Origin of the sequence: Streptomyces sp. NBC_00386, from assembly GCF_036063235.1 — a bacterium.
Lineage (GTDB): Bacteria > Actinomycetota > Actinomycetes > Streptomycetales > Streptomycetaceae > Streptomyces.
The window spans coordinates 2601340-2622249 of the sequence record NZ_CP107950.1 but is presented as its reverse complement, the minus strand read 5'-3'; the positions used below and the strand labels follow the sequence as shown (position 1 = coordinate 2622249).

General features: G+C 69.4%; 18 protein-coding genes and 1 riboswitch. Of the genes, 9 read left to right on the top strand and 9 right to left on the bottom strand.

Translation table 11 applies throughout. The annotated features are described in order from the left end of the window. Window position 1 precedes the first annotated feature (1 nt). Window positions 2-694 carry a response regulator gene (locus OG780_RS11340; RefSeq protein WP_328447220.1) on the bottom strand — a complete coding sequence of 231 codons (693 nt, stop codon included), beginning with the start codon at window positions 692-694 and terminating at the stop codon, window positions 2-4. Between the two features lie 161 nt (window positions 695-855). On the opposite strand from OG780_RS11340, the gene OG780_RS11335 reads away from it, so the two are divergent. The 3 genes from OG780_RS11335 to OG780_RS11325 all read left to right on the top strand — a co-directional run bounded on the left by OG780_RS11335 (window position 856) and on the right by OG780_RS11325 (window position 3726). Beyond that, entirely contained in the window at window positions 856-1671 is an 816-nt protein-coding gene (locus OG780_RS11335) for an ABC transporter ATP-binding protein (RefSeq protein WP_328447218.1), read from the top strand. Then, window positions 1661-2524 carry an ABC transporter permease gene (locus OG780_RS11330; RefSeq protein WP_328447216.1) on the top strand — a complete coding sequence of 288 codons (864 nt, stop codon included), beginning with the start codon at window positions 1661-1663 and terminating at the stop codon, window positions 2522-2524. The genes OG780_RS11335 and OG780_RS11330 overlap by 11 nt, the downstream gene beginning before the upstream one ends. 140 nt (window positions 2525-2664) lie before the next feature. Continuing rightward, the gene (locus tag OG780_RS11325) at window positions 2665-3726 is read left to right on the top strand and encodes an ABC transporter substrate-binding protein (protein WP_328447214.1); all 1062 of its coding nucleotides are present in this window, start codon (window positions 2665-2667) and stop codon (window positions 3724-3726) included. 111 nt (window positions 3727-3837) lie between these two features. Here the strand turns inward: OG780_RS11325 and OG780_RS11320 are convergent, their stop codons facing one another. The 4 genes from OG780_RS11320 to OG780_RS11305 all read right to left on the bottom strand — a co-directional run bounded on the left by OG780_RS11320 (window position 3838) and on the right by OG780_RS11305 (window position 8787). Further along, window positions 3838-4518, bottom strand: a complete 681-nt coding sequence (locus OG780_RS11320; protein ID WP_328447211.1) for a response regulator — start codon at window positions 4516-4518, stop codon at window positions 3838-3840. Further along, complete coding sequence (locus OG780_RS11315; protein WP_328447209.1) at window positions 4518-6230, bottom strand: sensor histidine kinase; 1713 nt, start codon at window positions 6228-6230, stop codon at window positions 4518-4520. Before OG780_RS11315 ends, OG780_RS11320 begins: the two co-directional genes overlap by 1 nt. A gap of 183 nt (window positions 6231-6413) precedes the next feature. Next, complete coding sequence (locus tag OG780_RS11310) at window positions 6414-7358, bottom strand: sucrase ferredoxin (protein WP_328447207.1); 945 nt, start codon at window positions 7356-7358, stop codon at window positions 6414-6416. A 163-nt stretch (window positions 7359-7521) separates the two neighbouring features. Further along, on the bottom strand, window positions 7522-8787 hold the full coding sequence (locus OG780_RS11305; RefSeq protein ID WP_328447205.1) for a citrate synthase: 1266 nt from the start codon (window positions 8785-8787) through the stop codon (window positions 7522-7524). Window positions 8788-8884: 97 nt separating this feature from the next. On the opposite strand from OG780_RS11305, the gene OG780_RS11300 reads away from it, so the two are divergent. Continuing rightward, window positions 8885-10066 (top strand): citrate synthase/methylcitrate synthase, encoded by a 1182-nt coding sequence (locus tag OG780_RS11300; RefSeq protein ID WP_328447203.1) that lies wholly within the window; start codon window positions 8885-8887, stop codon window positions 10064-10066. A 299-nt stretch (window positions 10067-10365) separates the two neighbouring features. Here the strand turns inward: OG780_RS11300 and OG780_RS11295 are convergent, their stop codons facing one another. Beyond that, window positions 10366-10602: a hypothetical protein gene (locus OG780_RS11295; RefSeq protein WP_326785064.1), complete on the bottom strand. Its 237-nt coding sequence runs from the start codon at window positions 10600-10602 to the stop codon at window positions 10366-10368. A 123-nt stretch (window positions 10603-10725) separates the two neighbouring features. Beyond that, entirely contained in the window at window positions 10726-11280 is a 555-nt protein-coding gene (locus tag OG780_RS11290; protein ID WP_328447200.1) for a DUF6082 family protein, read from the bottom strand. A gap of 323 nt (window positions 11281-11603) precedes the next feature. On the opposite strand from OG780_RS11290, the gene OG780_RS11285 reads away from it, so the two are divergent. Beyond that, window positions 11604-12689: a CobW family GTP-binding protein gene (locus tag OG780_RS11285; protein ID WP_328447198.1), complete on the top strand. Its 1086-nt coding sequence runs from the start codon at window positions 11604-11606 to the stop codon at window positions 12687-12689. A gap of 7 nt (window positions 12690-12696) precedes the next feature. On the opposite strand, the gene OG780_RS11280 is transcribed toward OG780_RS11285, so the two are convergent. After that, on the bottom strand, window positions 12697-15156 hold the full coding sequence (locus OG780_RS11280; protein WP_328447196.1) for a DNA gyrase/topoisomerase IV subunit A: 2460 nt from the start codon (window positions 15154-15156) through the stop codon (window positions 12697-12699). A 353-nt stretch (window positions 15157-15509) separates the two neighbouring features. Here OG780_RS11280 and OG780_RS11275 point away from each other — a divergent pair, with 353 nt between their 5' ends. From OG780_RS11275 to OG780_RS11260, 4 genes are all read left to right on the top strand, one after another. Continuing rightward, on the top strand, window positions 15510-16865 hold the full coding sequence (locus tag OG780_RS11275) for a M16 family metallopeptidase (protein ID WP_328458052.1): 1356 nt from the start codon (window positions 15510-15512) through the stop codon (window positions 16863-16865). Beyond that, window positions 16862-18250 carry a M16 family metallopeptidase gene (locus OG780_RS11270; protein ID WP_328447194.1) on the top strand — a complete coding sequence of 463 codons (1389 nt, stop codon included), beginning with the start codon at window positions 16862-16864 and terminating at the stop codon, window positions 18248-18250. The genes OG780_RS11275 and OG780_RS11270 overlap by 4 nt, the downstream gene beginning before the upstream one ends. A gap of 215 nt (window positions 18251-18465) precedes the next feature. Continuing rightward, window positions 18466-18625: riboswitch (cyclic di-AMP (ydaO/yuaA leader) on the top strand. Window positions 18626-18637: 12 nt separating this feature from the next. Continuing rightward, window positions 18638-19405 carry a M23 family metallopeptidase gene (locus tag OG780_RS11265; protein ID WP_328447191.1) on the top strand — a complete coding sequence of 256 codons (768 nt, stop codon included), beginning with the start codon at window positions 18638-18640 and terminating at the stop codon, window positions 19403-19405. A gap of 196 nt (window positions 19406-19601) precedes the next feature. Next, window positions 19602-20294, top strand: coding sequence for a GntR family transcriptional regulator (locus tag OG780_RS11260; protein ID WP_326785057.1), 693 nt, complete (start codon window positions 19602-19604; stop codon window positions 20292-20294). A gap of 227 nt (window positions 20295-20521) precedes the next feature. Here the strand turns inward: OG780_RS11260 and OG780_RS11255 are convergent, their stop codons facing one another. After that, on the bottom strand, window positions 20522-20803 hold the full coding sequence (locus OG780_RS11255) for an HPr family phosphocarrier protein (RefSeq protein WP_328447188.1): 282 nt from the start codon (window positions 20801-20803) through the stop codon (window positions 20522-20524). Between the last annotated feature and the right edge of the window lie 107 nt (window positions 20804-20910).

The window sequence follows — 20910 nt, the reverse complement described above, 5'->3', positions numbered from 1 at the left end:
CTCAGGGCGCCACCCATGCGTAGCGGTGTTCCGGGCGCCCCGTGTCGCCGTACTTGAGGGAGAGGCGCAGCCGCCCCGCTTGTTCCAGGTGCCGCAGATAGCGCTGGGCGGTGGATCGGCTCAGGCCGGTCTCGGCGGCCACCTCGTGGGCCGACAGCGGCTGGCTCGCCTGGTGCAGCACATCGCAGATCAGGTCCGTGGTGGGCTCCGAGTGCCCGCTGGGGAGCCCGAGGGAGGACGGCGCGGGTGCGGTGCGCAGGGCTCCGAAGATCCGGTCGACCTGCTCCTGGCCCGTCACACCGCGGCCGCCCACCCGGTCGACGGTACGGCGCAGCGCGGCGTAGGAGTCGAGGCGTGTGCGCAGGGCGGTGAACGTGAACGGTTTGATCAGGTAGTGCAGGGCACCCAGGCGCATCGCCGCCCGTACGGTGGCCACATCGCCAGCCGCGGTGATCATGATGACGTCGGTGCCGTGACCGTTCTCCCGCATCCGGTGAACGAGCTCGAGTCCCGTCCTGTCCGGCAGATAGTGGTCGAGCAGCACCAGATCGACGGGAGTGCGCTCGATCGCGGCCAGAGCCTGGGCGGCACTGTGCGCGCGGGCGGCCACCCGGAACCCGGGAACCTTGCTCACGTACTTCGCGTTGATCTCGGCGACGCGGAAGTCGTCGTCCACGACCAGGACGTCAATCATCGGGCCTCTTTCTCTCAAGGCCTGGGCGTATGTTGCGCCCGTGTTTCGGCTCCGCTGTTGTAGCGCGAGCAAAATGAGCACAACAGACCCTTGCGAGCAGAAGAACGCCTTGCGCCCACAAGACTGATGTTGTGGCCCGCACCACATCTACCGTCCGGGCCATGAGCACAGACACCAGCCCCGCCATCGAGCTGCGGGGCGCGAGCAAGATCTTCAAGACCCCGTCGGGGGGTTTGCACACAGCCGTCAGGGACCTTGACCTGACCGTCGGCCGTGGCGAGTTCGTGGCGGTGGTCGGACCGACCGGCTGCGGGAAGTCCACGACGCTGACCCTGGTCAGCGGTCTTGAGGAGCCCACCGAGGGCGAGGTCCTGGTCGCCGGGGAGCCGGTCGCCGGCGTCGGGGACAAGGTCGGTTTCGTCTTCCAGCAGGACGCCACCTTTCCCTGGCGCACGGTGCTGTCCAACGTGATGGCCGGGCCCCGGTTCCGTGGCGTGCCCAAGGCCGAGGCGAGGGAACGCGCCAGGGAGTGGCTCGCCCGGGTCGGGCTCGCGGCCTTCGAGGACCGCTATCCGCACCAGCTCTCCGGTGGTCAGCGCAAGCGCGTCGCCCTCGCCGCCACCTTCGTCAACGACCCCGAGATCCTGCTGATGGACGAGCCGTTCTCGGCGCTCGACGTGCAGACCCGGGCGCTGATGTCCGACGAACTTCTCGAGCTGTGGGCAGGCACGGGCGCCTCGGTCGTCTTCGTCACCCACGACTTGGAGGAGTCCATCGCGCTCGCCGACAAGGTCGTCGTGATGACCGCGGGTCCGGCCACCGTGAAGCAGGTCTTCGACATCGATCTGCCGCGGCCGCGCAAGGTCGAATCGGTGCGTCTGGAGCCGCGGTTCATCGAGATCTACCGCGAGATCTGGGAGTCCCTCGGCGAAGAGGTCCGCATCACCCGTGAAAGGGGCGCCGCTGATGTCGCCTGACGTTCTCAGTGCTCCGGTCGTCGAAACGGCCAAGACTCAGGGCCGCGCGCACACCCGCGCCCGTGCCGCCCGCAGACGCAGGATCGTGGTGGGCACCGCCCGGGTGCTGCTCCTGGTCGCCGTGCTCGGCCTGTGGGAGGTCCTCTCGCGGGCCGAGGTCATCGACCCGTTCAACTTCTCGATGCCCTCGAAGATCTGGGAACAGATCCAGACCTGGGTGATGCACGGGACCGCGCTCGGTTCTCTCGGTGAGCAGATCTGGTACACGCTTCACGAGGCGCTGCTCGGCTGGGTCATCGGTGTGGTCGCCGGTGTGCTCTTCGGCATCGCCCTGGGGCGTATCACCTTGCTCGCGGACATTCTTGGTCCATACATCAAGGTGCTCAACTCCATACCGAGGATCGTCCTCGCGCCCATCTTCGTGATCTGGTTCGGGCTCGGACCCGCCTCCAAGGTCGCCTCGGCCGTGGTGCTCGTCTTCTTCCCGGTGTTCTTCAACGCCTTCCAGGGCGCCCGGGAGGTCGACCGGAACCTGGTGGCCAACGCCCGGATCCTGGGAGCGAGCGACCGCAGGGTGACGCTGCAGGTCGTCATACCGTCCGCCACCTCGTGGATCTTCACCAGCCTCCATGTCAGCTTCGGCTTCGCGCTGATCGGCGCGATCGTCGGCGAGTACATCGGCGCCACCAAGGGCATCGGCCTGCTCGTCGCCCAGTCGCAGGGCACCTTCAACGCGGCGGGGGTGTACGCGGCGATGGTCATCCTCGCCGTCGTCGCCCTGGTCGCCGAAGGACTGCTGACGTTCGGTGAACGCCGCATCTTCCGCTGGAAGCCGTCGGAATCCGACCGCTGACTTCACCCCGGCAAGCACGTACGACCTCCTCCTCGCACACGTACGAGTCCGCCCGTACGCACGATCCCGCCCCACCCGTACGCACCATCCCGCCGTACGCACGCACGGCCTCCCCTTCACTCACAAGGACGTGAACCACCATGCGCAAGACCGCCAGATACTCCGCGCTGGCAGCCGCCGGTCTCCTCGCTCTCTCCTCGCTCACCGCCTGTGCCAATGACGCGGCGAGCACGACGGCCGACTCCGGCAGCGGCGGGGGTGGCGGCAAGGGGGAGCACGTCAAGATCATGGTCGGTGGGCTGGACAAGGTCATCTACCTGCCGGCGATGCTCACTCAGAGGCTCGGTTACTTCGAGGACGCCGGTCTGAACGTCGAGCTCCTCAGCGAGCCGGCCGGAGTCCAGGCCGAGACCGCCCTCGTGTCGGGACAGGTGCAGGGAGCCGTCGGCTTCTACGACCACACGCTCGACCTGCAGACCAAGGGCAAGGCGGTGGAGTCCGTCGTGCAGTTCTCGCACGCTCCCGGTGAGGTCGAGATCGTCTCCGCCAAGCGTGCGGGCGACATCACTTCACCCAAGGACTTCAAGGGCAGGAAGCTCGGGGTCACCGGACTCGGCTCCTCGACCGACTTCCTCACGAAGTACCTCGCGGTCAAGAACGGTGTGCAGGTCAGCGAGTTCACGCCGGTCGCCGTCGGTGCCGGCCCGACGTTCGTCTCCGCCCTCCAGAAGGGCGCCATCGACGGCGGCATGACGACGGACCCCACCGTCGCCACGGTCATGGAGAAGAAGCTCGGCAAGGTACTCATCGACATGCGCACGCCCGAGGGCTCCCAGAAGGCGCTCGGCGGGCCGTACCCCTCGTCAAGTCTGTACATGCAGACGGACTGGGTCAACGGTCACAAGGAGACGGTCCAGAAGCTCGCGAACGCCTTCGTGAAGACCCTCCGGTGGATGGCCGGGCACAGCGCCTCCGAGATCGCCGCCAAGATGCCCGCCGACTACTCCCAGGGCAACCAGACGCTGTACGCCGGGGCGATCGAGAGCACGCTGCCGATGTTCACCGAGGACGGGGTGATGCCCGAGAACGGTCCCGAGACCGTCGAGAAGGTCCTCAAGGCGTTCAACCCGAACATCAGGAACGCCGACGTGGACCTGAGCAAGACGTACACCACGGAGTTCGTGAAGAAGGCGGTCGGCTGACCATCCGCAGCCGATACACGCCGAGCCGTCCCGCCGTGCGTACGACCGTGCTCCCCCCGCCGGTCGTACGGGCGACGGGGCGGCCGTTTTTCCGCTTCGTCGGAGGTGCCCTCAGGCGCGGGTGGCCCAGGCGTAGCGGTGCTCCGGGCGGCCCGCGTCGCCGTATCGGAGGGTCAGACGAACCTTCCCCGTACGCTCCAGGAGCTTCAGATAGCGCTGTGCGGTCTGCCGGCTCAGTCCGGTCTCCTCCGCGACCTCCTGTGCCGACAGCGAGCCCTCCGCGTTCAACAGGGCGCGTCGTACGAGTTCGGCCGTCGGCGGGGAGTGGCCCTTGGGCAGGTCGGGCACGACGCCTGCCGAGAGGGTCCCGAAGATCAGGTCCACATCGGACTGCTCGGCCGTACCACCGCGGTCGAGCGTGCGTCGCAGATCCGCGTACGTCTCCAGTTTGGCGCGCAGCCCGGCGAAGGAGAACGGCTTGACCAGGTACTGGAGTACGCCCTGCCGCAACGCCGCCCGGACGGTCGCGAGGTCACGCGCGGCGGTCACCATGATCACATCGATCTGATGCCCGCGTCGGCGCATCTCCTGGACGACCGCGAGACCTGTCTCGTCCGGCAGGTGATGGTCCATGAGGACCAGGTCCGGGCGCGGAAGCTCCTCCACGCGGCGCAGCGCCTCGGCCGCGCTGTGCGCCTGCCCCACGACACGGAATCCCGGCACCCTCTCCACGTAGGCGGCGTTGACGCGGGCGACCCGCGTGTCGTCGTCCACGACCAGGACCTGGATCATCACGACTCCCCGTAGGGGTACCCGGTGCTCCGGTCGGTCCCGGTGTTCTCGGCACTCCAGGTGTTCCCGGTGTTTTCGGTGGCGTCCTTCGGCGCGAGGGACGGGTCGGTCAGCGCCTCCGGCAGGACGACGATGAACTCCGCGCCGCCGCCGTCCGCGTCGGCCACCTCCGCGCTGCCGCCCTGCCGCTCGGCGAGGCGCCGCACCAGCGAGAGGCCGATTCCACGCTTGCCGTGTGCGGGCGGCTGCTTGGTGCTCCAGCCGTCCGTGAAGATCAACTCCCGCCGCTCCTCGGGGATGCCGGGCCCGGTGTCCCGTATCCGCAGCACGGCGGTCCGCCCCTCGGCGTGCAAGTCGACCTCCACACGCGCGTGCGGTGTGCCCGCGACGGCGTCGAGCGCGTTGTCGACCAGGTTGCCGACGACGGTGACGAGCCCACGCGGGTCGACCAGCCGGTCCGGCAGCAGCGTCCGGTCCGAGACCCACAGTGCCACGCCACGCTCGGTCGCCACGGTCGCCTTGCCGACCAGAAGGGCGGCGAGCAGCGGATCGTGGATCTTCTCGGTGACCTGTTCCGAAGTGACCCTGTGGTCGCCGACCACCTCCCCGATGAACTCCACGGCGTCGTCGTACATCTCCAGTTCGAGCAGCCCCAGGAGCGTGTGCATCCGGTTGGCGTGCTCATGGTCCTGTGCGCGCAAAGCGTCGATCAGGCCGTGCGTGGAGTCGAGCTCACGGCCGAGCTGCTCCAGTTCGGTCCGGTCGCGCAAGGTGGCGACAGCTCCGCCGTCCTCGGTGGGCATCCTGTTGGCGACCAGGACGCGCTGGCCGCGAACGGTGAGCAGGTCCGTTCCGGTGACGCGTCCCGCCAGCACATCCGTCGTACGGCCCGGGCCGAGCGCGTCGTCGAGCGGCCGCCCGATGGCCTCGGCGCCGACCCCGAGGAGCCGCTGCGCCTCGTCGTTCAGAAGGCGTACGCGACCGCCGCGGTCCAGGGCGACCACGCCCTCCCGGATGCCGTGCAGCATCGCCTCGCGTTCTGCCAGCAGCGCCGCGATATCGGAGAAGGCCAGGTCACGGGTCTGTCGCTGGACCCTGCGGGAGATCAGATACGCGGCCAGCGCGCCGACGGCCATGGCTCCGCCCGCGTACGCGAACAGTCCCGGGATCGCGTCGATCAGCCGGGCCCGCACACTGCCGTACTTGATACCCACCGACACCGCGCCGACGATCCGGTCGCCGGCGTCGCGCAGCGGCACCTTGCCCCGTGCGGACCGCCCCAGGGTTCCGGTGTCGATTTCCATGACATCCCTGCCGGCCAGGGCCTGCTTCGGGCTCGTCGAGACCGGTTTGCCGATCTGGGCGGGGGACCTGTGCGACCAGCGGATGCCCCGCATGTCCATCACGACGACGTACTCGGCACCGCTCGCCTTCCGTATCCGCTCGGCCTCGGCCTGCACGGGGCCGGTCCTGGAGGGGGCCGTCCGCTGGAGGTCCACGGCGATCTGCGGCTGGGCGGCCGTGGTCTGCGCGATCGCGAGAGCGCGCCGCATGGCCTCGTCGTCCAGCTGTGCGCTCAGCGGGGCCAGGAACAGCCCGGTGGCGAGTACCGCGACTCCCACCGCGATCGCGATCTGCATCAGCAGCACTTGGGCGAACACCCGCCGCGGCAGACCGAGGCGCAGTCGTCGTGCGAGGGGAGTGGGGCTCATGGCCACGACGGTACGGGGGAGTGCGCGCCCCTCCGAAGGGAGTGTGGTGTGGATCTCTTGATCAATGGATGATGCGGCTGTCAGTCCTGCACAGCGCCGCGGGTCGGGTGGTGGGGGCCTGACACGACTTCTGGTCGGTTCGTGCGTCGCACCCCGGCCCCGTCGAACTCGGGGCCCGGGCCGTCAGCAGGCCACGGCGACAGCCGTCTCCTCCAGTTGCCGTACAGCCACCACGTCCATCCGCGCCGGTGAACCGAGTGCCGAGCCGCAGCTCTCCGGGCGGGGCGGCAGAGAGGCGCCCCGCGCCACGACGACCCGCCACAGGCGGCCGTCGGAGTGGGCGACGGTCACCTCCCAGCGCGGCGCGGTGCCGTCCGTGCGGATCACCGTCAGGACATCGGCGGCGTGCTCCCCCGACGCCGTCCGTACGGCCAGCTCGGCCGCCTGGCCAGGGCGTTCCCAGGCGGAGTTCCCGCGACACCCCTCGGTGACGACCCGGCCCTCCCGGACGCCCTGGAGGACCTCCTTGACGGCATGGGCCTCGGCACGGCCGTACGCGTACCCGTACGGCAGGATCAGCACGGTGGGGGAGAAGCGATGACCTCCCAGATGAGTGACCTCCCAGGTGCCGCCGACGCCGGAGGCTGCCAGTTCCGCCGCCAGCGGGCGTCCGAGCAGGGCGCAGCAGCGGTCGCGCTTGCCGTTGGTGCAGACGAGGGCCAGCGGATCGCCGGTATGGGGCCGCCCTTGGAGGACCTCTTCGAAGGAGCGCGGATCGCCCGCGCCGAGCGCGGCGAAGTCGAGGTCGAGCAGGTGTCCGGGGTCGCGCGTCATGGCGCTGTGCAGCCATACGTTTCCCGGGGTGGTGTGGGCCACGTACACATGCCGTTCGGCGAGAGAGTCGCAGTCGGCATGGCGCCCGGGACGCCGGATCAGGGCGATCCGTACCCCTGTGCCCTGCGCGGCCGCTTCGAGGGCGCGGCCGACCGTGGGATCCAGGTGGCTCGAAGTGAGCGCCTTGGCACCCCAGGGGCCGGGCTGCTCGATGAGCAGCCATGTCCTCGCAGTGGCCGCGGTCCCGGAAATGGGCTCGTCGAGCTGCCGCGACGCGGTCGTGCACGTACTCACAGAGGTGAGCCTAACCTGACTTCGCCCGGGGTGACTTCCCGCCGTCCACAGGGGGCGCGCCAGGGGTGGTCCGGGCGCGTGGCGGGGCGTATGGAAGCGCAGGGATGGAGACAGCGCTCGGAGGGCGCGCACAGGTCCTCCCTGCGCGCCGAGTGAGCGCCGTCTAGCTCCGGCGGGGAAGTGGCTGGGGCGGCCGCTCACCCACGTAGTGGCCGCTCGGTCGCATGCGCAACGGGCGCTCCGCGTACTCCTCCAGGGTGTGGGCGATCCAGCCGGCCGTCCGGGAGACAGCGAAGATGGTCTCTCCCGCAGAGGCCGGCATCCCGGACGAGACGGTGAAGACGGCCAGCGCCAGATCGACATTGGCGTGCAGAGGGGTGTGCCGGGCCGTGGTGGTCACCACGTCATGGGCCGCCTCCAGTGCGGGGGCCGCGCCGGGGACCTCTTCCAGGAGGGCGAACAGGGCGCGCGCACGTGGGTCTTCGCCGGGGTAGAGCCGATGGCCGAGTCCGGGGACACGGCGCCCGGCGCGCAGTTCGTCGGCGACCACGGGAGCGGCGGTTCCCTGGTCCAGGACGTCCAGCAGCAGTCGGTGCGCGAGCCCGCTGGCCGCCCCGTGCAGGGGCCCTTCGAGGACGCCGAGGCCCGCCGACACGGCCGCGTACGGGTGGGCGCGGGCCGATGCCGCTACCCGGACCGCCAGCGTCGAGGCTGCCAGGTCGTGGTCGACGAGCAGCCCGAGTGCCGTGTCCAGCACCCGCACGGACGCGTCGTCGGGTGCGCGTCCGCTGAGCCGTGCCCACAGCCGACGGGCCAGCGGGCCTTCGTCGCGGTGGTCGTGCCGCATGGTCGGAAGCGCGGCGACGAGGGTGGGAATGAGGGTGCGTCCGGTGCCGAGCACGGCGTTCTCGGAGAGGTCGAAGCGCAGCGGGTCGGCAGCCGCCGCTGCGATCGCCGCGACGCGCAGCCGGTCGGTCGGGCCGCTGTGCTCGGGCAGCGCTTCGACGCCGCGCCGGGCGGCGGTCACGGCTGTCTCTGGGGCCGTGAACGTGACGCCGGGGCGCAGTTCACCGGTCCACAGCCATTCGGCGATCTCCTCGTAGGAGTACCGTGCGGCCAGTTCCGTCGCGTCGACACCCCGGAAGTAATACCGGTCCTTGTCGATCAACGTGATGCGAGTGCGGACGGAGAGCTCGCCGCCACTGCTCGAACTGCCGCCGCCTTCCCGTCTGTTGCGCCGCGCAAGGGCCTCGACCTCCTTGGTGTCGAACGTGCTCCCGCGCCCTCCCGGCTCCCGCCTGCTGCTGAGCTGACCCCGGCTCACATACGCGTACACGGTCTCCGGCTTCACGCCGAGCAGTTCGGCGGTCTCCTTGGTGCTGAGCCGCCGGCCCTCGTGCGCAGGTACTGCCGCTTCTCGATCCCTCATGAGCGCCACCGTATCTGTGGATCGGCATATTGATTGAATCAATATTGACAGTTATTGAGTCAAGCATGGACAGTCGAATCAAGTCCAGGGAGGAAACATGCCGATCAACCAAGCCGCGTCCACCTCTGCCGTCGTACCTGCCGATGTTCCGCGAGGTCTCGCCGGCGTCGTCGTCACCGATACCGAACTGGGTGACGTCAGGGGGTTGGAGGGCTTCTACCACTACCGCCAGTACTCGGCCGTCGACCTCGCGCAGGCCTGCGGCTTCGAGGAGGTCTGGCATCTGTTGGTCCACGGTGAGCTGCCCGACGAGGACCGCCGTGCCGCCTTCACCGCGAGGACCGCGCGGCTGCGCAGGCTGCCGGACGACGTGCGCGACGCGCTGCCCGCGATCGCGAGAGCAACCGGACCGTCTGGCCCCCTCGCCGGGCTGCGCACCGCGTTGTCGCTGCTCGGGGCCTCCCTGGGCTTCCGGCCGGTGTACGACATCGACGCCGGGCGGCGCCGCGACGACGGCCTCGCGGCGACGGCGGCCGTGCCGACACTGCTCACCGCGCTGTACCGGATCGGGCAGGGACTGGACCCGGTGGAGCCGCGCGAGGACCTGGGATACGCCGCCAACTACCTGTACATGTTGACGGGTTCGGAGCCGGACGCAGCCCGTGCTCGAGCGGTCGAGCAATACCTCATCTCAACCATTGACCACGGATTCAATGCATCAACATTCACGGCGCGGGTGATCGCTTCCACCGGCGCGGATGTGGCGGCCTGCCTAGTGGGCGCGGTCGGGGCTCTCTCCGGTCCTCTCCATGGAGGCGCTCCCAGCCGCGCGCTGGACACCCTCGACGCGATCGGGACGCCCGACCGCATCGACCCCTGGATTCGCGAACGTGTCCTCGCCGGCGAGCGCATCATGGGCTTCGGGCACCCTGTCTACCGCACGGAGGACCCACGCTCGCGGATGCTCCGAGGGATGGCTCAGGAGTTCGGTGGCCCGCTCGTGGAGTTCGCGGTCGAGGTGGAGCGACAGGTGGAAGCGATCCTGGCCGAACTCAAGCCGGGCCGCGAGCTGCACACCAACGTGGAGTTCTACGCCGGTGTGGTCATGGAACTCTGTGGGCTGCCCCGAGAGATGTTCACGCCCACCTTCGCCGCCGCCCGCGTGGTCGGCTGGAGCGCGAACATCATGGAACAGGCGGAGGACACGAAGATCATCCGCCCGGCGGCTCGCTATGTGGGTCCGGAGGCGCCGGTGGCGGTGCCAAGGGTCTCCGTCTAGGTCGGCCGTAGTCCGTCTGGAGTTCGTGCGCGGCATCGCGTGACGGGACCGGCGACCGCGGCGGGCTCAGACGAGAGGTCCAGCACCGATCGGGGCTGGACCTCAGGAGGTTTCTGTCGAGCGGTTCGGTGCGGAGTGAGCGCCGGCGTTGCTCGGGCTCCGGCGGCAGGGATGCCGCGCCGGGCGTGTGGGTGGTTATGGGGCGGGCCGGGAAAATGTGCGCCCTCCGGAGATGGGCCGGGGTGACCGACTGATCTCGACGGACTGCGGGCGTTTCCTGTCTCAGCCCGGTGGCCGCTTCACTTCTCGGGAATGTCCCTCTTCGCGCGGAGGAGGGTTTCCCTGCTGATGATCACGATGCGCTCGTAGTCCGCGCGTGCCGCGTCGTGAGGGAGCTGGTCGTCGAGCGCCGCTGTCGCTTCTGTGCCGATAACGGCGAAATTCCCGTCGCTCAGCTCGAAGATGTCAGGGCATGTCTCGCCCGTCACGCTGCCTCGTTCGCGTGGAGATGCGCCGATGCGGCGCACGATCTTCAACTGGATCCCGGTCCTCAGGTTTAGACAGTGAAAACAGGGATTACAGTAGCCGAAAGTTTACCCAGTTAGATTATCGCACTCGTGAGCCAACTGGGCTACTGGGGATGCTTGTTGGGCCGGATGTTAGTCCTGTTCCGGGGGTGACTCGCCGACGACCCACCACTCTTCCGTATCCGATTCATCCAAATCGCGGATGAGTGTGTCCATCATTCGGCCCACCCGCGCCTCCTGTGACGCTGTTTGAAGGCTCGCCCGATGGTGGCGTGTCGCGTCCCAGTAGTCGCGAAAGATCGCGCTCTGGCAGATCACTCGAAGGTGTCCGTGCAGTTCGTCCCAGGTGAGGTCCCCGGCCCGGTAGGCCCGCAGGATGTTGGTGTAGATGGCGTTGGCGAAGAGGTACTGGCGCCGCCTGGTCGGGTCCACTTCGTTGATGGTGCTCAGGACCTCGGCGAGATCCGGATCGTTCAGCGCTTTGTCGAGGAGGTAGGCCTGAAAGCGTTGCTGTTCCGCCAGCCGCGTGTTCCGGTCGTCGGCCTGCTCGACCTGCGCGACGCGCAGGCGAAGTGCCTCGAACCGGCGCTGCTGAGCGAGCAGGACCGCGAGGACCCCTACCGCGAACGCGAGTCCTGCCGTCGCGGCAGAACTCAGCCTCCGCGCCCCATGGTTCTGTGTGGTCATGTCAACCCCCGAATCAGGCGACCGTCCGCCGGTCGTCGGTTGTGGGGCGACAGGGAGCGGACCGGCGAGCGGTGGGCGGCGCGCTTGCCGTCTCCCAGTGTTGCCGAGCGGCTCTGATCGGCGGGGAGGCGGAGAGGAGGCGCACGGAGGGATGTGCGGGTCTCATCCACCGGCGCCATGTCCAACGTGTGCCCCGCGAGCGCCGCTAACAATCGTTCACTTCGGGGCGATTCCCCCCACTCGTATGCTGGGTCGGCATTCATTCCCCGTGTGAGCGCCGGTCCCGTGAGCCGGTGTACGCACAGCTTCAGAGAGGGCGCGTGGTGAGTCGGTCGAGTACCCGCCAGATCCCGGTCGTCGTTCTCGCCGGCTTCCTGGGTTCCGGCAAGACCACACTGCTCAACCATCTCCTGCACCGCAGCGGTGGCAGTCGCATCGGAGCCGTCGTCAACGACTTCGGCGCGATCGAGATCGACGCTATGGCCGTGGCCGGAGCGCTCGGCGACTCCACCGTCTCGCTCGGCAACGGGTGTCTGTGCTGTGCGGTCGATGTCAGTGAACTGGATCAATATCTGGACCGGCTCGCTCAGCCCTCCGCCCGGATCGACGTCATCGTCATCGAGGCGAGCGGGCTCGCCGAGCCCCAGGAACTCGTACGCATGGTGCTCGCCAGCGAGCACCCCGGGATCGTGTACGGCGGGCTCGTCGAGGTCGTCGACGCCGCCGAGTTCGCCGGCACGCGCGAGAGACACCCCGAGATCGACCGGCATCTCGCTCTCGCCGATCTCGTCGTCGTCAACAAGACCGACCGGGCCGAGGACGCCGGACGCGTACTGGGTGTCGTCCGGGAACTCGCCGACCGTGCCGCGGTCGTCCCCGCCACCTACGGCCGGGTCGATCCGGAGTTCCTCTTCGACTGCAGGCCCAGCGAGGAGCGCATCGAACAGCTGTCCTTCGACGATCTCCACCGGCACGACGAGGGCGACGGCGGGGCGGACGGTCCGGGAGAGGGCGGCCATGAGGATCACGGCCACCTCGGTCATCTCCACTCCGCCTACGAGTCCCTCTCCTTCAGCTCCGCAGCGCCTCTGGGGCCACGGCAGCTGATGGCTTTCCTCGACAGTCGGCCCGAGGGGCTCTACCGGATCAAGGGGTACGTCGACTTCGGCGTCCAGGACATCCGCAACCGGTACGCCGTGCATGCCGTCGGGCGGTTCCTGCGCTTCTATCCGGAGCCCTGGACCGACGAGGACGAGCGGCTCACCCAGCTCGTCCTCATCGGCTCCGGGATCGACACGGTGGCGCTGGCCAAGGAGCTGGAGGCATGTAAAGAGGACGCCCCGCATGCCGATGAACACAGCATGTGGGGCGTCCTCCGCTACGTACAGGAGCCCAGCCCGGAGGGCTGACCGCGCACTACACCGGGCCGGCCACCACCGACACCGGCTTGCCGAGCGAGATGCCCGAGCCGTCACGGCGCGGGTCGATCTCCGGCAGGTCGACGGGCATGCCGGTCTTCTGCGCCGCGTGTCCCGGCACCGGGCCGGCCCAGGCCAGCGACAGGCAGTCCTCGCCCTTCAGGAACCGCTGGCAGCGCACACCGCCGGTGGCACGGCCCTTGCGCGGATACTGGTCGAAGGGAGTCAGCTTCGCCGTGGTCTGGACGGAGTCGTCCAGCGTTCCGCGTGAACCAGCCACCGTGAAGACCACCGCGTCGACCGCCGGGTCGACCGCGGTGAACGAGATCACCTTCGCGCCGTCCGTCAGCTTGATGCCCGCCATACCGCCCGCGGCACGGCCCTGCGGGCGTACCTGCGAGGCCTGGTAGCGCAGGAGCTGGGCGTCGTCCGTGATGAAGACCAGGTCCTCCTCGCCGGTGCGCAGCTCGATGGCGCCGACGATCCGGTCGCCGTCCTTGAGGGTGATGACCTCCAACTCCTCCTTGTTCGAGGGGTAGTCGGGCACCACACGCTTGACGACACCCTGCTCCGTGCCGATCGCGAGGCCTGGCGACGTCTCGTCGAGCGTCGTCAGACAGATCACCGTCTCGTCCGGATCGAGGGAGGACAGGAACTCCGTGATCGGAGCGCCCCCGGAGAGATTGGGCGCCGACGCCGTCTCGGGTAGCTGCGGCAGGTCGATCACGTTCAGGCGCAGAAGGCGGCCCAGGGACGTGACCACACCGATCTCGCCGCGTGCCGTCGCGGGCACCGCTGAGACGATCACGTCGTGCTTGGTGCGCTTGCCGTCCGGGTCCTCCCCGAAGGGGTCACCGGTCGCCGTACGCGCCAGCAGCCCCGTGGAGGACAGCAGGACGCGGCACGGGTCGTCGGCGACCTGGAGCGAGACGGTCGCGGCGGGAGCGCCCGCGGACTCCAGGAGAACCGTGCGCCGGTCGGTGCCGAACTTCTTGGCCACCGCGGCCAGTTCACCGGAGACCAGCTTGCGCAGCTCCGAGTCCGAGTCCAGGATGCCGGTCAGCTCGTCGATCTCGCCGTTGAGGCGGTCGCGCTCCGACTCCAGCTCGATGCGGTCGAACCGGGTGAGCCGGCGCAGCGGCGTGTCCAGGATGTACTGCGTCTGGATCTCGGAGAGCGAGAAGTGCTCGATCAGGCGTTCCTTGGCCTGCGCCGAGTTGTCGCTGGAGCGGATGAGGCGGATGACCTCGTCGATGTCCAGGAGAGCGACGAGGAGGCCTTCGACCAGGTGCAGCCGGTCGCGCTTCTTGGTGCGGCGGAACTCGCTGCGGCGGCGTACGACGTCGAAGCGGTGGTCGAGATAGACCTCCAGCAGCTCCTTGAGGCCCAGGGTGAGCGGCTGACCGTCCACCAGTGCCACGTTGTTGATGCCGAAGGACTCCTCCATCGGCGTCAGCTTGTAGAGCTGTTCGAGGACCGCCTCCGGCACGAAGCCGTTCTTGATCTCGATGACCAGGCGCAGGCCGTGCGCGCGGTCGGTGAGGTCCTTGACGTCGGCGATGCCCTGCAGCTTCTTCGAGCCGACCAGGTCCTTGATCTTGGAGATCACCTTCTCCGGACCGACGGTGAAGGGCAGTTCCGTGACGACGAGGCCCTTGCGGCGCGCCGTGACGTCCTCGACCGACACCGTGGCGCGGATCTTGAAGGTGCCGCGGCCCGACTCGTACGCGTCCCTGATCCCGGAGAGACCGACGATCCGGCCGCCGGTGGGCAGGTCGGGGCCCGGGACGTGCTTCATCAGCGTCTCGAGGTCGGCGCCCGGATACCGGATGAGGTGCCGGGCGGCGGCGATGACCTCGCCGAGGTTGTGCGGCGGCATGTTCGTGGCCATGCCGACGGCGATACCCGACGCGCCGTTGACCAGCAGGTTCGGGAAGGCGGCCGGAAGGGCCACCGGCTCCCGCTCCTGGCCGTCGTAGTTGGGCGAGAAGTCGACGGTGTCCTCGTCGATCGACTCGGTCATCAACGACGTCGCGTCGGCCATACGGGCCTCGGTGTAGCGCATCGCGGCCGGCGGGTCGTCGTTGCCGAGCGAACCGAAGTTCCCGTGGCCGTCGACCAGGGGCAGACGCATGGAGAAGGGCTGCGCCAGACGCACCAGCGCGTCGTAGATCGACGCGTCGCCGTGCGGGTGCAGTTTACCCATGACCTCGCCGACGACACGGGCGCACTTCACATAGCCGCGGTCGGGACGCAGGCCCATCTCGTTCATCTGGTAGACGATGCGACGGTGAACCGGCTTCAGGCCGTCGCGGGCGTCCGGCAGGGCTCGCGAGTAGATGACCGAGTACGCGTATTCGAGGAAGGAGCCCTGCATCTCGTCCACGACGTCGATGTCGAGGATCTTCTCCTCGTACGAGTCGTCGGGCGGCGGGGTCTTCGTGCTGCGGCGGGCCATCGCTGCTGCGGCTCCTTCACAGTCTCTGCCGGGGCATGAACGGGTTCTGACGCGCACCATTGTGGACCGCCCCACTGACAACGCCGACCGCGACCCGTCCGTAGCGCTCCTGCGGCGCGCTGCGCGGGCCTCGCGGGGACCGCTCCCGGACGGCCGTCCGGCCCGGTGCCCGGCGGCCCCGAGCGCGTTCGCGGCCGTTCTCGGTGGGCTTCCCCAGGCGCGCCGGAGACACGCACAAGTCTCGCTCTCGGCGTACGAGGTGCGGGAACTTCGCCAGCCGTCCGCGCGCTTGCATACAGTGGCAGGACCGACAGGAATGACGTAGTTCCGCGATCGAAGGGACGTACATGCCCATGGGTCACACGGCCACAGCTGAGGCAGGCTCCGGCGGCCTGACAGCGACCGAGCACCGCCTGGCCAACGGCCTGCGCGTGGTGCTCTCCGAGGACCATCTGACCCCGGTCGCCGCGGTGTGCCTCTGGTACGACGTCGGCTCGCGCCACGAGGTCAAGGGCCGGACCGGTCTCGCCCACCTCTTCGAGCACCTGATGTTCCAGGGCTCCAAGCAGGTCCACGGCAACGGTCACTTCGAACTCGTCCAGGGCGCCGGCGGCTCCCTCAACGGCACGACGAGCTTCGAGCGCACCAACTACTTCGAGACCATGCCCACCCACCAGCTGGAGCTCGCCCTCTGGCTGGAGGCCGACCGCATGGGCTCGCTGCTTGCGGCACTGGACGACGAGTCCATGGAGAACCAGCGCGACGTCGTGAAGAACGAGCGCCGGCAGCGTTACGACAACGTGCCGTACGGCACCGCCTTCGAGAAGCTCACCGCGCTCTCGTACCCCGAGGGCCACCCGTACCACCACACCCCGATCGGGTCGATGGCGGACCTGGACGCGGCCACCCTGGAGGACGCCCGCGCGTTCTTCCGCACCAATTACGCGCCCAACAACGCGGTCCTGTCGGTCGTCGGCGACATCGACCCGGAGCAGACGCTCGCCTGGGTCGAGAAGTACTTCGGCTCCATCCCCGGGCACGACGGCAAGCCCGCCCCACGGGACGGCTCGCTTCCCGACGTCATCGGCGAGCAGGTGCGCGAGGTCGTCGAGGAGGACGTACCGGCGCGCGCCCTGATGGCCGCCTACCGGCTCCCGGAGGACGGCACGCGCGCGTGCGACGCGGCCGACCTGGCGCTCACCGTCCTCGGCGGCGGCGAGTCCTCCCGGCTCTACAACCGGCTCGTACGCCGTGACCGCACCGCCGTCGCGGCCGGGTTCGGCCTGCTGCGGCTCGCCGGAGCGCCCTCCCTGGGGTGGCTGGACGTGAAGACGTCCGGCGACGTCGAGGTCCCGGTCATCGAGGCCGCCGTCGACGAGGAGCTCGCCCGGTTCGCCGAGGAGGGCCCCACGGCCGGTGAGATGGAGCGCGCCCAGGCCCAGTTGGAGCGCGAATGGCTCGACCGGCTCGGCACCGTGGCGGGCCGCGCCGACGAACTGTGCCGGTACGCCGTCCTGTTCGGGGACCCGCAGCTCGCCCTGACCGCCGTGCAGCGCGTCCTCGACGTCACGGCGGAGGAGGTCCGGGAGGCCGCCAAGGCCCGCCTGCGCCCCGACAACCGCGCGGTGCTCGTCTACGAGCCGACCACCGCCGAAGCAGCCGACGCGGCTGACTCCGCCGACGAGACCGACGAGGAGGCGGCGAAGTGACCGAGCTCGCCACCATGGACTTCCACCCGCAGCCCCAGGCCGGCCAGCCGAAGCCGTGGGCGTTTCCCGCCCCCGAGCGGGGCACCCTGGACAACGGTCTGACCGTGCTGCGCTGCCATCGCCCCGGCCAGCAGGTCGTGGCCGTCGAGGTGAACCTCGACGCGCCGCTGGACGCCGAGCCGGCGGGCCTGGACGGCATCGCCACGATCATGGCGCGCGCCTTCTCCGAGGGCACCGACAAGCACTCGGCCGAGGACTTCGCCGCCGAACTGGAGCGCTGCGGCGCCACGCTCGACGCGCACGCCGACCACCCCGGTGTGCGCCTGTCCCTCGAAGTGCCCGTCTCGCGCCTGGCCAAGGCCCTCGGCCTGCTCGCCGACGCCCTGCGGGCCCCCGCGTTCGCGGACAGCGAGGTCGAGCGGCTGGTGACCAACCGGCTGGACGAGATCCCGCACGAGACGGCCAATCCCGCCCGCCGTGCCGCCAAAGAGCTCTCCAAGGAGCTGTTCCCGGCGAGCGCGCGCATGGCGCGCCCGCGGCAGGGCACCGAGGAGACCGTCCAGAACATCGACTCGTCGGCCGTTCGCGCGTTCTACGAGAGGCACGTGCGCCCCGTCACGGCCACTGCCGTCGTCGTCGGTGACCTGACCGATGTCGATCTCGACGAACTGCTCGCCGACACGCTCGGCTCCTGGACCGGCTCGGCCGCCCAGCCGCGCCCCGTGCCGCCGGTGAGCGCCGACGACACCGGCCGCGTGATCATCGTCGACCGCCCCGGCGCCGTCCAGACGCAGCTGCTCATCGGCCGGGTCGGCGCCGACCGGCACGACCGCGTGTGGCCCGCGCAGGTCCTCGGCACCTACTGCCTCGGCGGCACCCTCACCTCGCGCCTGGACCGCGTCCTGCGCGAGGAGAAGGGCTACACCTACGGCGTGCGGGCGTTCGGACAGGTCCTGCGCTCCGCGCCGGACGGCACGGGAGCCGCGATGCTCGCCATCAGCGGCTCGGTCGACACCCCCAACACCGGTCCTGCGCTCGACGACCTGTGGACGGTGCTGCGCACCCTCGCGGCCGAGGGTCTGACCGACGCGGAGCGCGACGTCGCCGTGCAGAACCTGGTGGGTGTCGCGCCCCTCAAGTTCGAGACGGCCGCGGCGGTCGCGAGCACGCTCGCGGACCAGGTCGAGCAGCACCTGCCGGACGACTATCAGGCGACGCTCTACCGGCAACTGGCCGCCACCGGCACCGTGGAGGCCACCGCGGCGGCCGTGAGCGCCTTCCCGACGGACCGTCTGGTGACCGTCCTGGTGGGCGACGCGGCGCAGATCGCGGAGCCGGTCAGGGCCCTCGGAATCGGTGAAGTCACCGTGGTGGCCGCCGAGTAGAACCCGTGCGACGCGGGAGGGCCCTGACGGCTGAAGAGCCGTCAGGGCCCTCCCTTTTCCGGAAGCCGTTCCCAAGATGTCCGTATTCGTATGACGGTCACCCTTCTGCCCTGTGGGATACGTTACAAAAATCGTGATCCGTTTGTTGTTCGAAAGTTGCCCCGCTTAGCGTCAGTGCGGCTGTTCGTCACGCAGTGCGCCGCGCCCGCGGCACCGGACAGTCATCGCCGAGTCCCCCATGACGCGAGTCAGGGGAGCCGGGGACCCACACGTAGTCCCTGGGGTGAATCGGACGCCCTCTCCGGAGGGGGCCCGTAGGAGACCTTCCTGCTCCGAACCCGTCAGCTAACCCGGTAGGCGAGAGGGAAGGAAAGGATCAGCCCCTACATGGCGTTCACCTGTGGCACCGGCAAGCACCGTCGTACGAGCCGCGTGCACAGCACGACCACCACGACCGCCGTCGGGGTCGCGGCGCTCACCACCACCGGTGTCATCGGAACCCTGGCCGCCCCCGCGTTCGCCGCGGAAACCTCCGTCGAGCAGACCGGGCTGACCCAGACCGTCACCCTCAACGACACGGTCGCCGACCAGATCGACGCCCAGGCCTTCGCGCAGCTGCGCGCCGCCGACGAGGCCGCCGCGCGCAAGCAGGCCGAGCAGACCGCGCGCAAGCAGGCCGCGGAGCAGGCCCAGGAGCTGCGCGAGACCAAGGAGCGCGCCGCCCGCGAGGCCGAGCGCAAGCGTCTGAACACGTTCGTCATGCCGATCACCGGTTCGTACGTCTCCACCGGCTACCAGGCCAGCAGCAGCCTCTGGTCCTCCGGCAGCCACACCGGAGTCGACTTCCACGCCGCGTCCGGCACCTCGGTCCACGCCGTCGGCTCCGGCACGGTCGTCACGGCCGGCTGGGGCGGCGCCTACGGCAATCAAGTCGTGATCAAGATGCACGACGGCACGTACACCATGTACGGCCACCTCTCGTCCATCGGTGTGTCCGTGGGGCAGACGGTCACTCCGGGGCAGCAGATCGCTCTCTCGGGGGACACCGGCAACACCACCGGTCCCCACCTTCACTTCGAGGCCCGTACGACCGCCGAGTACGGATCGGACATGGACCCGGTCGCGTACCTGCGCTCGCACGGCGTCAACGTCTGACGACCGCTTCGCGGCTTCTTCGCCGCTTTCGATGCCCCGGCTCACCGAGCCGGGGCATCGTCGTTTCCAGATGCCGTCTGTCCAAAAAATATCCATGGATTCAGGCCTGCCATCGGAAATTCAGGCTTCCTGCAATAGAGTCACTGAACAAGCGTCAATCGACGGCGTTTCACGGGGATTAAAGCGGAGGTCGGTCATGCGTATTCCGGCGCACTCGGTGTGCACGGCGATCCGTGACGACATCGTCGCGGGTGTCTACGAGCGCGGCGGCCGCCTCACCGAGGAACTGCTCGCACGCCGATACGGCGTCTCTCGCGTCCCCGTGCGCGAGGCCCTGCGCACGCTGGAGGCCGAGGGGTTCGTGGTCACCCGCCGGCACGCGGGCGCGTGTGTCGCGGAGCCCTCCGAGCTGGAGGCCGCGGACCTCCTGGAGATGCGCATGCTGCTGGAACCGCTGGGTGCCGCGAGGGCCGCGCAGCGGCGCACGGAGGCCCACCTGAAGGTGCTGCGGGGTCTGGTCAGGCTGGGGCAGGAGCGCTCCAGGCGAGGCCACAGCGAGGATCTGCGCTCGTTGGGCGGCTGGTTCCACGAGACGCTCGCGCAGGCGTCCGGCAGCCCCGCGCTCACCTCGACGCTCGCCCAGCTGCGCCACAAGATCGCCTGGATGTACTCGGTGGAGGCGCCGGCCGACCCCGCGGAATCCTGGGCGGAGCACGGCGGCATCGTGGACGCGGTCGCCCGCGGGGACAGTGAGCGGGCCCGCGCGATCACGGCCCTGCACACCGAGCGCGCCACGGCCGCGCACCGGCTCCGATTTCCCGGCGGCGACCGGCCGGACCGTGTGAGAAGTTCGCAACATCCCGTAAACATGACGGGCCCGCGTCATTAACACGGGCGCCGTATACAAAGAGGGATATTCGGCAGGGGCTCATTTCTGATGCCCTTTTATGCGTGTGTCCGGAATTTCGGCGCACGCCATTCCCGCGGCCATGGCGCGAGGTCGTACGTGGCATGTGGGGAATTTCCGAGCGAGGGTACGGAAAAACGGCCGAGCCGCGCCACCCGGCGAAGGGGAGCGCGGCTCGGCCGTGTGAGTCCACGTGCCTCGTGGGCGGCTCAGACGGTCTCGGGGAGTTCGTCGAGCCCCTCGGCGACCAGCTTCGCCAGACGGTCGAGAGCGGCATCCGCGCCCTCGGAGTCCGACGTGAGGACGATCTCCTCGCCGCCCTGGGCGCCCAGGCCGAGGACCGCGAGCATGGAGGCCGCGTTGACGGGGTTCCCGTCGGCCTTGGCGATCGTCACGGGGATGCCGGAAGCCGTGGCGGCCCGGACGAAGATGGAGGCGGGGCGGGCATGGAGGCCCTCGGTCCAGCCGACGTTGACGCGGCGCTCAGCCATGTGATGCTGCCCTTCGGGTGTTCAAGGTTGTCTAGACCATTCTTTCATATCGCGAGGCGTGCCCGAACGGTCCCGGACCTCACCCGCCGCGGTGTCGGCCGAGGACC